Here is a 13,232-nt window from a genome sequence, read left to right on the forward strand (position 1 = left end):
TATAGAATTGTGGGTAAAATGTAGGACTATAGCGCCTGTAGGTAGGAAGCGGTAGGACAGTCGAAGCGAATCTCCACCGAAGCGGTACCCTATAAAAGACCGGACAGGTAGCATCCCGCCTCCCCCTGAAAATCAATCCCCCGCTTTTATTTGCTGGTGTCAGCAATTTCAGTATCTTTGCACTCCTAATTTTTTTAACAAATTTTAAAACAGGGAAATTTATGAACTACGAATTGATGGTGATTTTTACCCCTGTGCTGTCTGAGGAAGACTACAAAGCTGCTCAGAAAAAATTCGCTGACCTCATTAAAGAGAACGGCGGAGATGTAACGCACGAAAATCCCTGGGGATTAAAATCACTGGCGTACCCAATCCAGAAGAAAACCACGGGCATGTACCTGGTTCTGGAGTACAGCGCGCCATCCGACCTCAATGAGAAGCTGAAAATCCAGCTGAACCGTGACGAGAATGTACTGCGTCACATGATCACAGCATTAGACAAATATGCTGTACAGTACAATGGCCGCAAAAGACATGGCGTGAACGCTGATTCTAAAACCGCAGAAGCTTAAAATTATGGCAGTAAAACAAGAAATTAAGTACTTAACCGCCGTAAAACAGGAGAAACGCGCAAAGAAATATTGCCGTTTCAAAAAGTTAGGCATCCGGTATGTGGATTACAAAGACGCTGAGTTCCTGAAGAAATTCCTGAACGATCAGGGTAAAATGTTACCTCGTCGTATCACTGGTAACTCTCTGAAATTCCAGCGTAAAGTAGCGCAGGCTATTAAAAAAGCCCGTCAAATGGCTTTGTTACCTTACGTTACTGACCTTTTAAAATAAACAAACCTATTCACCGGTTTCCTGGTCTATGCCAGGTAATTAAAGGTCCTTAAAACTAATTAACAATGCAAGTAATCTTAATACAAGACGTAGATAACCTGGGCCAGAAGAATGAGCTGGCAACCGTTAGAAACGGTTATGCCAGGAATTTTCTGATCCCGCAGAAATTTGCGGTAGAAGCCAGCCCTTCTAACCTGAAACAACTTCAGGAGCGCCTGAAAGTACAGAAGGTTAAAGAAGAGAAAATGTTGGCTGAAATTGCCAAAGTTGTGGAAGTGCTGAAAGCAGGTCCCGTTAAAATTGGCGCTAAGACCGGTACTTCCGGTAAGATCTTCGGTAGCGTAACTGGTGTGCAGATCGCACGTGCTATTAAAGAGCAGAAAGGTTACGAAATCGATCGTCGCCGTATCCACATCCTGGATGACGTAAAAGAGTTAGGTACTTACAAAGCAAGACTGGATTTCGGTAAAGGCAACGAAGCTGAACTGGAATTCGAAGTAGTAGCTGAATAAGACTACATATTCTTTCTAAAAAATCCCGTCTCGTTTTAAATGAGACGGGATTTTTTTATGGGGTTATTTATATTTGCGCATCATATGAAAAAGTATTTACCTCTATTTTTTATTGCAGGCATGATAGCTGCCTGTAATGGACAGGATCTCAGTGATAGCGCTTCAGATACTTCACATATAGAAGAAGCTCCCTCAATCGGCAAAGTGCCCGTTAATACAGATACCTTCTCTGTCGGTAACAGGTCATTTACCATCCATACGCTGGAACATTCCTCCTTTGATAAACTGTCAGATCCTGACTATGATAGTGCGGAAAACAGCCTCCTGAACAAAGACAAGGCACATGTAAAACGCACCGGCGACACCCTGCAGTTTACACTGAACAACGGCGAGACCCGCATTCTTGCCAATAATACCAAAGATGATGATAAGTATTGTATCTTCTTCTATGCCGGCTATCTGCCCGATATCCATCAATACCTCGTTTTCGGCAGTTATTATGAATCCAGCGACTATGTGCTGATCAACGCCGACAATGGGGAGCTGACGCATGTATGGGGCGTACCTGTCGTCTCTCCCGATCATAAATATGTCATATGCGCTTCAGTGGATCTGATAGCCGGGTTCAATAACAATGGCTTTCAGCTCTTCTCCTATCGCGATAATAAGCTCATTTCCGAGGGGGATGTGCAGTTTGATAAGTGGGGTCCGGGACAAATGAAATGGCTCGATAATAAGACTATCGAGGCCGAATACGTCGTACTTGACAACGATATGAATGAAGTGCCTAAACCGGTTAAACTGGTGATGAAATAAACGGAGCTGTCTTCGGAGAGATAAAGGAACATCAGGCGGTGTTCCTTTTTTTTGGTGTACCTGTCGATATACGTAACCATTGGGGCTGCGGCTCATTTTATTTCATCCCGGGATGCCGCAAATACATTAACTTTCTTATAAATCCCCACGCTGATGAAAAACGCCTTATTATTTTCATTGTTATTGCTGACTGGATTGACATCCATAGTCTTCAACAGCCTGGCGCAGGTACAACAGGCCCCGCTTTCCAATATAGAAGGTAATGCACAATCCATTACCGGTAAGCTGAAAGCGGCACTGACCTTAACCGAAGCCCAGCAGCCCAAGATACTCAACACCGTTACCAATTTCCTGCAGCAACGGGCTAATATCCTTTCGCTGAACAACAGCAATCCCAAGGCATACGATACCAAGCTAAAAAGCTTTCAGAACGGCTTTCAGCGAAAGCTGAAGACCATCCTGACACCGGAACAATTCACCGGTTTCCTGGAGCTGAAACCAGTGAACAATGACATGACCAATGTCCTGTCACAGTTATTTTATTAGCGGTCAACTCCAGGCTTTACGCAGGAACCTTAGCCAGTTGCCGTGCATAATATTGTCAATATCCGCTGCGGAATATCCTCTCTTTGCAAATAAAGCAGGTATTTTCTGCAGATCGGCAATTGTTTCGAGGTCGTAAGGACTTTGCTCTTTTCCGAAGGCACCGTCCAGGTCTGATCCTATCCCAACATGCAAGGCATTTCCTGCCAGCTGGCAGATGTGGTCCATATGATCGACCAATACATCCAGGGAGGCGCCCATTTCTTTAGGCTGAGACACACCCCTTACCCATCCGGGCACCATCATCCAGGCATCCATTGCGCCGCCAATTACAGCGCCACGGCTGATCAGCTCTTTTATCTGCTCATCAGAGAACTGGCGATTATGATTCACCAATGCACGCACATTGTTATGGCTGGCCCATACATGGCCATGGAAATGCTCCATTGCTTCCCAGAAGCTATCATCACACAGATGCGTAGCATCCAGTATGATGTTCAGTCTTTCCATTTCCTTCAGCAGGGCATGTCCCTTAGGGCCCATAAAACCGGTGGCATCTGTTCCCTGTGCATAACGGCCGGGGCCATAATGTGCCGGACCTACGGCACGTAGTCCATTGTCATAGGCACGCTGCAGGTAGCTGACATCAACGATAGAATCGGCTCCTTCCAGGCTGAGTATGTAACCAACCGGCTTGCTGATGTTGGGTGAACCATCGTTCCAGAGGGCCAGGTGTTTCTCGAGGGCCGCCAGGTTGGTGATCTGGACCATTTCCCCTGCGTCTTCCATCGCTTTGTACCAGGCCAGCTGTCCCTGTGTCTGGGCCCAGGCCTGCTCGGGTGAGAACCAGCCGGGTAATGGATTGTCGGGCGCCACGAAACGCGCTATCTGTGTAGCCACGACCAGCCCGATATTTCCTTTGCGCAACTCGGGGAATGATACCACTCCTTTTGCACGATCCGGTTTGTCCGTCATTCCTACCTCACGTCTCCTGATGTCTTCCACCGGCAATCGCAGGTTACGGTTCCATTCCATCGCATTCATGCTCAGATCAAGATGCGCGTCTATTATAAACATGTCAGTATTTTTTTGATAAGTTAGATCATGATCTTTCTGTCCCGCGCTATTACCTTCCAGTAGGCTACACAATTATTGTCTTCCACCACTCCTACCCGATCGTGCAAAGCTACTGTCGGACAGATATGTACCGGAATACCATAGAACACTGTACCTACCGGGTACAGGGAAGTATCCGGCACTTTAACCACCATATGCTCTTCACTATGGCCCTGTGGTATTGCATCTGGTACGTCCAGGAAAAGTATTCTCGGCTGAGGCATTTCAGATGCAATAGATTTATGTCCCAGGTCCACACACAGGCGGGTGTCGTCAATAATTGAGATAACCCTGGTAGCCACCACAGCGGCATATGCAAAGTCCTGCTCAGGAAGTTCCCGCCTGTATCCCCAGTCCCAGAAGATGAAAGTACCGGGGCTGCATTCTACACCGGGGCGCGCTGCATGAAATGCATAGGTGGGCGTACCACCTGCAATGATCTGCGGAGCTGTTGCTCCTGCAGCAGTGATCGCATCCGCGAGCGTAGTTACGGGCGCAAAGCCGGCATTACATTTCTCCCTGCGTACGGCAACGTCTGCGTCATGCAGATGACCATCATATGCGTGTAAGCCAACAGGTGTAATGCCAGGCATGTATTGCAGCTCCTGGTAAAGCTCAAGCGCTGCATCATCCGCAGGAATACCGGTCCTGTTCATGCCTATATTCAGATCAAGATATACAGGAATAGTACGTTGCGCAGCGAGGAACAAAGCGGCGATAGCCATAGCAGCAATGCGGTTGTCCACCAGGCAGGAGTACTTTGTATCAGGATATTGTTCCACTATCTCCAGCAGCCGGCCGATCTTCGGGCCGACAGGCTGATAAGCCAGTAATACATCCGCAGCGCCGGCCAATCCCAGCATTTCCGCTTCTGCTATCGTGGCACACTTAAACTTGTTGATACCTTCTTCCTTCAGTAACTGCACGGCTTCGATCATTTTGCTCGTCTTGATATGCGGCCGCAGGCGCTGTACATCTCCCACTGTCTTTTTCAGGAGCAGGATGTTCTCACGCATGCGCTCGGGGAAAACGAGCACCGCAGGCGTATCAACAGTATTGATATTGTGTAATTCGTACCAATGCATGATTGTAGATTAAGACCCGGGCATGAGGCATCTGCCCATGAAGGCAGCATGCGCGTCACACCTGATGGTTTTAGTGCAATTCAAACAGCGCTTCAATCTCCACCGGAATATTATCGGGCAATGAACCAAAGCCTACCGCGCTGCGTACGCCAATACCATTCTCTTCGCCCCATACTTTTGCAAATAGTTCGCTGCAACCATTGATAACGTAAGGATGACGGCCAAAGTCAGGCGTACAGTTCACCATACCCAATACTTTGATCACGCGTTTTACTTTATCCAGGCTACCCAGGTTAGCCACGATAGTAGACAGCATAGTAAGGCCCACCTGTCTTGCCGCCAGCTTACCCTGATCCATATCGAAGTCAACACCAATACGCCCGATGATCAGGCTCTTATCATCCTGTACAGGACCATGACCGGACAGATACAGGTATTTGCCATCTACGAGGCAAGGTTTGTATACGCCCAATGGTGACGGTGCCGGCGGTAATGATAATCCTAACGCTTTAAAATTCTCTGTTGGTGTCATAGATCAAGTTTTGCTTATAAGTTAGATAAAGAGGTTTAAGATCAGGCACCCGATCAATCCTACTACAGAAACGATCGTTTCCATGATCGACCAGGTTTTGAAAGTATCTTTCACTGACAAATTAAAATATTCCTTGAACATCCAAAAGCCACCGTCGTTCACATGGGAGAACATGAGGCTTCCTGCCCCCGTGGCCAGTACCATCAGGCTTGGATGTACGGTTGTGCCCACTACCAATGGCGCGACGATGCCCGCAGCAGTCAATCCGGCTACAGTGGCCGATCCCACACTTACACGTATCAGGGCTGCTATGGTCCATGCCAGTATCAGCGGGTTCATATGCATACTACCCAGGCCTTCTTTTATCACATCACTTACTTTACTGTCCAGCAGCATCTGTGTCAATGCACCGGAACCGCCAATGATGAGGATGATAACAGATACATCGCGGATAGCATCTTCCATCGTGCCCATCACCTTTTTGATAGGCCATCCTCTACGGATGCCCAGTACATAAGCGCCGTTAAGCACTGCCAGCAACATCACGATCACAGGGTCGCCCAGCCAGCTGGCAATGTTGAAGGCAACACTGTCAGGCGCGGCCTTCAGCTTCAGGAGCGAGGTAGCCGCCAGCAACAGCACCGGCAGCAATGCCGCCACAATACTGGTGGCCATCCCGGGCAATTGATCGTCCGGCAGGGCAACAGTAGTGAACAGCTGTGCAGGTTCCTGTGTATATTTTTTGAGGAAACGGCTGAAGACGGGACCTGCCAGTACAATGGCCGGAATAGCCACCAGGAGGCCGTATAACAACGTAATTCCCATATTGGCATGGAAGGCTCCTACCAGGGCCGTAGGGGAAGGATGCGGCGGTAAATAGCCATGCGTGACCGACAATGATGCCAGCATCGGAATACCCAGGTATACCGCAGGTAGTTTAGTGCGTGCTGCAACCGTGAAGATGAGCGGCACCATCAATACAAAACCGATATTGTAAAACAGGGGAATGCCTACGATGAAGCCCGTCAGCATCAGCGACCATTGCACATATTTACGCCCGAACACCTGCATCAGCCCATTGGCAATCTTTTGTGCCGCGCCGCTTTCAGCTACCAGTTTACCCAGCATACTGCCAAACACGATAATAATAACCAGTGAGCCCAGGGTTTTACCGATCCCCGTCTGGATAGATTGAGTAATGTCAGCAATGGACATCCGCTGCGCCGGTTCCCTGACGACGTTCAGCGCCAGGCCCATAAACAGGCATACGATCAGGAATGCAATGAATGTATTTAAGCGGAAATAAGCTACCAGTAATACCAGCAGCAGAATGGAAGCGAATACTACACCTAATAAAGCCATGAATTAATTGGATGTTGGCAATAGCCTGTTAATTATTCGTAACGCAGCGCAACTATCGGATCCAGGCGGGAAGCCTTGATGGCAGGATAAATACCTGATGCAAGCCCTACAGCCGCACAGATCACTATCCCTGTCGTTATCCATAACCACGGAATGATAAAATCGGTTTTCAATAATAATGATACGATGTTTCCTACCAGCATTCCGAGTATCACGCCCAGCAAACCACCCAGCAGGCTGATGATAACAGCTTCGTACAGGAACTGCTGCCATATCACCTTTCTGGTAGCGCCCAGCGCCTTGATAACACCTATTTCGCGGGTACGCTCCGCTACTGATACCAGCATGATGTTTGTCAGCCCGATAGCAGAGCCAAACAATGTGATCGCACCGATCAGGATGGCAGCAAATACTACCACACCTAACAGGTTAAACAGCATCTCTGCAACACTGTCGCTTTTATTGATATAAAAGTTCTCTTCTTCTTTGAGCGTGAGGTGGCGGATGATCCTGAACAGGCCAGTTGCCTCGCCTATAGCAGCTTCCATCTGGGTGATGTCTTTTACTGACACACCGAGATTGTAGGTCACATTCGGGCGGTCAAATATTCTACGTGTATTGTTGACCGTTGTGATCACCACATTGTCTGCGCTCATAAAACCGCTGTTCCCTTTCGGCGCTAACACTCCCACAACACGATAACGCACATTCCCTACCCGGATGCTGCTGTTCACAACGTTCCGCAGGTTGTCCCCAAACAGTTTCTTCGCTACGTCCATTCCCAGCAATACCACGTTCCTGCCCGATTCTACATCCAGCAGGTTCAGATTACGGCCTTCGCGCAATGTATAATTGGATAAATTCAGGTAGTTCTCATCCCCTCCTATTACACGTACGTTGGGATTCGTCTTTTTGTCGTCTTTATACACGGTAGCATTCCCTGTGGCATTGGTAGACACACTTACCACGGCCGGGAAGGCATACTGCTGTTTAAAGTCCATAGCTTCCTTGTAAGTAATAGGAATATTACTATTGGACGTTTTTACCTTGGATTTTTTGTCGCCTTTTGTTGCTCCTCCGCCACCACCTATGCGTATCCTCAGTGCCCTGCTCTGAATATTGAAGCTGTTGGCCCCCATATTGGCAAAGCTGCTGTAGATACTGTTCTTCATACTGTCTATGGCGGTAAAAATGCCCACCAGGGCCATAATACCAAAACCAATGATGGCTATAGTAAGCCCTGCGCGCAAACGGTTGCCGCTAACAGAGCGAAAGGCGAGGGAAAATGTGTCACGGAACTGCATGATTTAAAGTTAATAAAAAGTTTTTTTCCGCTACTTTTATTATACAAATGGCCCGATGCCTAATCCTCCCACCATAAAAGAAATTGCCAAAAGGCTGAACCTGGCTCCTTCCACAGTATCCAGGGCCCTGCACAATCATCCGCGTATCGGGTTGAGAACCAGGATGAAAGTACAGGCGCTGGCCCGGGAACTGCAATATGAGCCCAACCAGACAGCTATTTTTTTCCAGCAGAAAAAAACTTTTACGCTCGGTATCGTATTACCGGAATTGTCAGAAGCCTTCTTCTCAGCTGCCATCAGTGGCATAGAGGATACGGCAAATAAGAGCAATTATATGGTCCTGCTGGGGCAATCGCATGACGACGCTGAGCGGGAGCAGAAGATCGTGGAAATAATGAAGAATCACCGGGTGGACGGCTTGCTGGTTTCCCTGGCTAAGAATACGGTGAATTACGCACATTTTGAGATGCTGCGGAAGTATAATATACCAGTCGTGTTCTTTGACCGTATCCCTAACATGCCCGACATTCATTATGTGGCCTCAAACATGGAGTCGGGTACTATACAGGCTGTCTCTCTTTTATTGCAAGGGGGGCACCGCGTTATCGGGATGATCAATGGTCCCGAAAAACTGATTGCCAGCCAGCAACGTACCACCGGCTACCAGAAAGCCATGCAGCTGCAGCGTTTAAAATATGACGCCAGCCTCAATATAAATGCCGATCTGACCAAAGAAGGCACCCGCCATGCCATGCAACAGTTACTGGCGCATAAAAGAAAGGTGACCGCTATCGTGGCATTCAATGACTATGTATCCCAGGATGCAGTGCAATATGCGCTTGAGCAGGGCCTGGAGATCAACAAGGATCTTACTTTCGTCAGTTATGCCAACCTGCCCTTAAGCAGCTATATGGCTTTTCCTCCCCTGGCATCCGTAGAACAGTATCCTTACCTGCAGGGACAAAGAGCTACGGAGATACTGCTGGAACTCCTGTCAGGCAAACTGGCGCCGGATCAATACCAGCAGGTTGTGATCGATTCCCGGCTGGTGATTGCAGCGGGCAGATAAATTTGCGCAACCGTTTGTCCAACCATTCTCTCAATTCTTATTGTTATGTTTGAAGCATCGCAATCTTATCAACCAGCAATGCAGGAAATATTATCAGCTTATGGATTAGTGATGGGTGAATGCCGTATACAGGCATTCGGCAGCGGGCTTATTAACGCCACCTGGAAAGTGTCCCACGCTGATAAAAACTACATCCTGCAGCGCATCAACCACCAGGTGTTTAAGCAACCTGCACTGATTGCCCAGAACATCAGCGTTATCGGCCATTACCTGGAGAAACACCATCCTGAATATTTCTTTGTGCAGCCGGTGCTGACTACAGACAAGCAGGATATGGTCGTTACACCGGAAGGGGAATATTATCGCCTGCAACCATTTGTAGCCAATTCCCACAGTTATGATGTGGTGAACAGTGAACAGCTGGCATATGAAGCGGCCAGGCAGTTCGGGCGTTTTACCAGGTTGCTGTCGGGCATTGATACCAATGAAATACAGGTTACCCTGCCGGATTTCCATAACCTTACTTTACGTTATGCACAGTTCGAGCAGGCCGTGAAGCAAGGCAATCCTACCCGCATTGCGGAGGCTGGGCAGGATATCAATATTATCCGCAGATATAAATTCCTGACAGAGATATTCACATCTATACAGCATAGCCCTTATTTTAAAATAAGAGTAATGCACCACGATACGAAGATCAGTAATGTACTATTTGACGCTGATAACAAAGGCATCTGCGTAATAGACCTGGACACCGTCATGCCGGGGTATTTTATCAGTGACTTTGGAGATATGATGCGCACCTACCTCTCTCCCGCCAGTGAGGAAGAAACAGATCTCAGCAAAGTGAAGGTTAGAAAGGAATATTATACAGCGATCGTGAACGGCTACCTCAGTGAAATGAAAGATGAACTGAGTGTTACAGAGCAGGCGCACCTGGTGTATGCAGGGCAGTTCATGGTCTATATGCAGGCGATCCGTTTTCTGACGGATTACTTCAACAACGATGTTTATTATGGGGCAAAATATGAGCAACATAACCTGTTGCGGGCGAGAAACCAGCTTAGCTTATTGGAAAGTATCACTCAACAAGAACAAACTCTTTCTTCTGTGGCGACACACTAACGCCACTTCGTTTGAAAAGCAGCACCAATAAAAAAAACCGGCCATGTGGCCGGTTTTTTGATTTTATCCGAATATCTTAAATAAGCTGTAATAAAAGTCCGGGGAAGATACCCAGCAGTATCACGATGGCTGCTGTAATGATGAGCATCAGCTTGAAGCCGCCGGTGATAGGCGCTGTTGCAGGTTCTCCCTGTTTGAAGTACATCGCGATGATGACACGGAAGTAATAATAAGCACTGATGGCAGCACAGATCACCGCTACAATTACCAGCCATAAGAGATTGCCCTGCTCTACAGCGGCCGTCAGTACAAAGTATTTAGCGAAGAAACCTGCTGTGAGCGGGATACCTGCCAGTGAGCATACAAAGATGGTAGTGGTAATTGCCAGTACAGGCTGTGTACGGGCCAGACCGTTAAAACCGTCGAATGTATAATCCTTCAGTTTGATCATCACAGCGAAGATACCAATGGTAGCCACGCTGTAAGCCGCTGCGTACAACACGATACCCTGTGTAGCGTAGGCGTTCATGGATACAACCGCCAACAGCATGAAACCTGCCTGGGCGATACTGGAGTATGCCAGCATACGTTTTACACTTTGCTGGAACACTGCTGTGAAGTTACCGATGATCAGGGTAGCGGCGGTGATGATAGCCAGCAGTAATTGCCAGTCGGCAGTGATACGCTCGCCGATGAACGCGCCATGGAAGATCCTGATGAAAGCGATGAAACCACCTGCTTTTACCACGGTTGCCATGAAGGAAGTGAATACGGTAGGAGAACCGTCATATACGTCAGGCGTCCAGAAGTGGAACGGCGCCGCAGATACTTTGAAAGATAATGCGAAAGCTACGAGAATGATACCGCAGAGTGCCAGTGTATTTACTTTACCGGCGCCCAGTCCGAGGTCAGCTACGCTGAAAGTACCGGTAGCTCCGTATATTAGGGTAATACCCATCAGCAGGATACCGGTAGAGAAGGAACCCATCAGGAAGTACTTCAGGGAAGCCTCACTGCTTTTAGGCGTCTTTTTATCGCTGCCTGCCAGTATATACTGTGGAATAGAAATGATCTCTATTGCCAGGAAAAGCATTAATAAACTGCTGAAAGTAGAAGCTAAAGTGATACCTGAGAGGATGAAAAAGATCAGCGCGAAATAATCTGCCACATGCTCTCCTACATTCTCAAAAGCACTGCCCGACAGCAGGAAGAAGATCAGTGTAGCGCCCAATGCGATAGCATTGAACAGAATGCTGAAACGGCTGATAGTGATCATGCCGTATAGTGTACGGTCACCTGCTTCAATGGTGGATAACTCAGCCAGGTTGGCTACCAGACAAGCCAGCAGAACAACAATGGCTATAAACTTAATGCGCTGCTTATTACTTACAAATAAACCCGCAAACATCATTACAACGCCCGATAAAGCAGTAGATATTAATGCATTCATATTCCTGTGTTACGAAAGAACAACTTTTTAATAAACCTTGTTAACCAATTCAGTAGTGCTGCTTACCAGTTCCAGCATAGGCTTTGGATATACGCCCAGTACCAGAATGATCACTACAATAATGCTCAGTACCAGCAGCTCATTTGCTTTCAGGTCTGTAGTGGTCTCTGTCAGCGCATTGCTCTGACCGAAGATCACTTTCTGGACCATATTCAGTGTATACACTGCTGCCAGGATGATACCCAGTCCGGCAACGGCCATAAACCATACATTATATTGGAACAGACCGCTGAACATCAGGAACTCCCCGATAAATCCGTTGGTCAGTGGTAATGCGATATTGGCCAGGCTGATAATTACGAGGAAGATAGCGATACCTGGTGCATACTGTGCGATGCCGCCCATCTCGTTCAGGTTCTTAATCTTCAGACGCTGCTGGATGATCTCTACGATGATCCAGAGGCCGATGATGTTAATACCGTGGTTGAACAGCTGTATCATCATACCCTGTAAGCTCTGCTCATTATTAGTGAAGATAGCAGCGCTCATCAGGCCGATGTGGGCGATGGAAGAGTAAGCGATCAGGCGTTTGATGTCTGACTGTACGATGGCAATGCATGATGCATAGATGATACCGATGATAGACAATACAATGGCCACATCAGACCACATATAAGCACCTTTCGGCAGTACAGGCAGTAACCAGCGTACCACACCGAATAAGCCCATCTTCACCATGATACCGGAAAGCACCATTGTAACAGGTGTAGGAGATTGCTCGTAGGTATCCGGCTGCCAGGTATGGAAAGGGAAAACCGGCATCTTAATAGCAAAGGCTACGAAGAAGAGCCAGAACAACCATGACTGATCCTGCGGGGCTACGCTGCCATTGGTAAAGCTGGCATAGCTGAAGGAATGGTCGGGCGATTGCAGGTAGATGTAGATCAGGCCTATCAGCATGAGCAATGAACCTGCAAAGGTGTATACGAAGAATTTGAATGTAACAGGAATACGTTTTTCGCCACCCCAGAGTGAGCAGAGGAAGTACACCGGGATCAGCGCCAGCTCCCAGAAAACGTAGAACAACAAAGCGTCATAAGCAGTGAACACGCCTACCAGTCCTGCCTGTGAAAGCAGCATCAGACCGTAGAAGCTGTTGGGACGCTCATACTCCCTGTTGAAAATCACAATAAAGATCAGCAGGAAGGAAATGGCTGTCAGTAAACAAAGCATCAGGCCCATTCCATCCAGCCCCACGCTAAACTGAGCGCCCAGCTGAGGTATCCAGTTTGCAGAGAACTGCAGACTGGCCGGAGCAGTCCGGAACTGGAACAAGGCACCAAGCGTTACTGCCAGCGAAGCCAGGGATGCTATCAAACCCAGCGCTTTCGGTCCAGACCCCTTCAGACCAAACGTAATCAGGCCCGCAACTAAAGGAATCAATATGAGTAATACTGTCAACATAATTTATCTAA

The 13,232-nt window shown here is 47.9% G+C and carries 14 protein-coding genes; 7 read left to right on the top strand and 7 right to left on the bottom strand.

Annotated elements, in window-relative coordinates:
- The first annotated feature begins 221 nt into the window (after positions 1–221).
- The 5 genes from rpsF (at position 222) to MYF79_RS30695 (ending at position 2,717) form a co-directional block, all read left to right on the top strand.
- On the top strand, positions 222–572 hold the full coding sequence (gene rpsF, locus MYF79_RS30675) for a 30S ribosomal protein S6 (RefSeq protein WP_106601492.1): 351 nt from the start codon (positions 222–224) through the stop codon (positions 570–572).
- Positions 573–576: 4 nt separating this feature from the next.
- On the top strand, positions 577–843 hold the full coding sequence (gene rpsR / locus MYF79_RS30680) for a 30S ribosomal protein S18 (protein ID WP_089828299.1): 267 nt from the start codon (positions 577–579) through the stop codon (positions 841–843).
- 65 nt (positions 844–908) lie between these two features.
- On the top strand, positions 909–1,355 hold the full coding sequence (rplI, locus tag MYF79_RS30685) for a 50S ribosomal protein L9 (protein ID WP_089828300.1): 447 nt from the start codon (positions 909–911) through the stop codon (positions 1,353–1,355).
- 84 nt (positions 1,356–1,439) lie between these two features.
- A complete protein-coding gene (locus tag MYF79_RS30690) occupies positions 1,440–2,171 on the top strand; it encodes a hypothetical protein (RefSeq protein ID WP_247811643.1) in 732 nt (243 codons plus the stop codon).
- Positions 2,172–2,324: 153 nt separating this feature from the next.
- Positions 2,325–2,717: a hypothetical protein gene (locus MYF79_RS30695; protein ID WP_247811644.1), complete on the top strand. Its 393-nt coding sequence runs from the start codon at positions 2,325–2,327 to the stop codon at positions 2,715–2,717.
- Positions 2,718–2,720: 3 nt separating this feature from the next.
- On the opposite strand, the gene MYF79_RS30700 is transcribed toward MYF79_RS30695, so the two are convergent.
- From MYF79_RS30700 to MYF79_RS30720, 5 genes are all read right to left on the bottom strand, one after another.
- Complete coding sequence (locus MYF79_RS30700; RefSeq protein ID WP_247811645.1) at positions 2,721–3,791, bottom strand: dipeptidase; 1,071 nt, start codon at positions 3,789–3,791, stop codon at positions 2,721–2,723.
- A gap of 20 nt (positions 3,792–3,811) precedes the next feature.
- The gene (locus tag MYF79_RS30705; protein ID WP_247811646.1) at positions 3,812–4,915 is read right to left on the bottom strand and encodes a D-TA family PLP-dependent enzyme; all 1,104 of its coding nucleotides are present in this window, start codon (positions 4,913–4,915) and stop codon (positions 3,812–3,814) included.
- 70 nt (positions 4,916–4,985) lie between these two features.
- Positions 4,986–5,447, bottom strand: coding sequence for a RidA family protein (locus tag MYF79_RS30710; protein WP_247811647.1), 462 nt, complete (start codon positions 5,445–5,447; stop codon positions 4,986–4,988).
- A 21-nt stretch (positions 5,448–5,468) separates the two neighbouring features.
- On the bottom strand, positions 5,469–6,809 hold the full coding sequence (locus tag MYF79_RS30715) for a gluconate:H+ symporter (RefSeq protein WP_247811648.1): 1,341 nt from the start codon (positions 6,807–6,809) through the stop codon (positions 5,469–5,471).
- 32 nt (positions 6,810–6,841) lie between these two features.
- Positions 6,842–8,113: an ABC transporter permease gene (locus MYF79_RS30720; protein WP_247811649.1), complete on the bottom strand. Its 1,272-nt coding sequence runs from the start codon at positions 8,111–8,113 to the stop codon at positions 6,842–6,844.
- A 55-nt stretch (positions 8,114–8,168) separates the two neighbouring features.
- Here MYF79_RS30720 and MYF79_RS30725 point away from each other — a divergent pair, with 55 nt between their 5' ends.
- Both MYF79_RS30725 and MYF79_RS30730 read left to right on the top strand, forming a co-directional pair.
- A complete protein-coding gene (locus MYF79_RS30725) occupies positions 8,169–9,182 on the top strand; it encodes a LacI family DNA-binding transcriptional regulator (RefSeq protein WP_247811650.1) in 1,014 nt (337 codons plus the stop codon).
- Positions 9,183–9,227: 45 nt separating this feature from the next.
- Positions 9,228–10,307 (top strand): phosphotransferase enzyme family protein, encoded by a 1,080-nt coding sequence (locus MYF79_RS30730; protein WP_247811651.1) that lies wholly within the window; start codon positions 9,228–9,230, stop codon positions 10,305–10,307.
- Positions 10,308–10,383: 76 nt separating this feature from the next.
- Here the strand turns inward: MYF79_RS30730 and MYF79_RS30735 are convergent, their stop codons facing one another.
- Together MYF79_RS30735 and MYF79_RS30740 are read right to left on the bottom strand one after the other, a co-directional pair.
- Positions 10,384–11,757 (bottom strand): NADH-quinone oxidoreductase subunit N, encoded by a 1,374-nt coding sequence (locus tag MYF79_RS30735; protein WP_247811652.1) that lies wholly within the window; start codon positions 11,755–11,757, stop codon positions 10,384–10,386.
- Positions 11,758–11,784: 27 nt separating this feature from the next.
- Entirely contained in the window at positions 11,785–13,221 is a 1,437-nt protein-coding gene (locus tag MYF79_RS30740; RefSeq protein ID WP_247811653.1) for a NuoM family protein, read from the bottom strand.
- Positions 13,222–13,232: the final 11 nt, after the last annotated feature.

This window comes from Chitinophaga filiformis (assembly GCF_023100805.1).
Classification (GTDB): Bacteria; Bacteroidota; Bacteroidia; order Chitinophagales; family Chitinophagaceae; genus Chitinophaga; species Chitinophaga filiformis_B.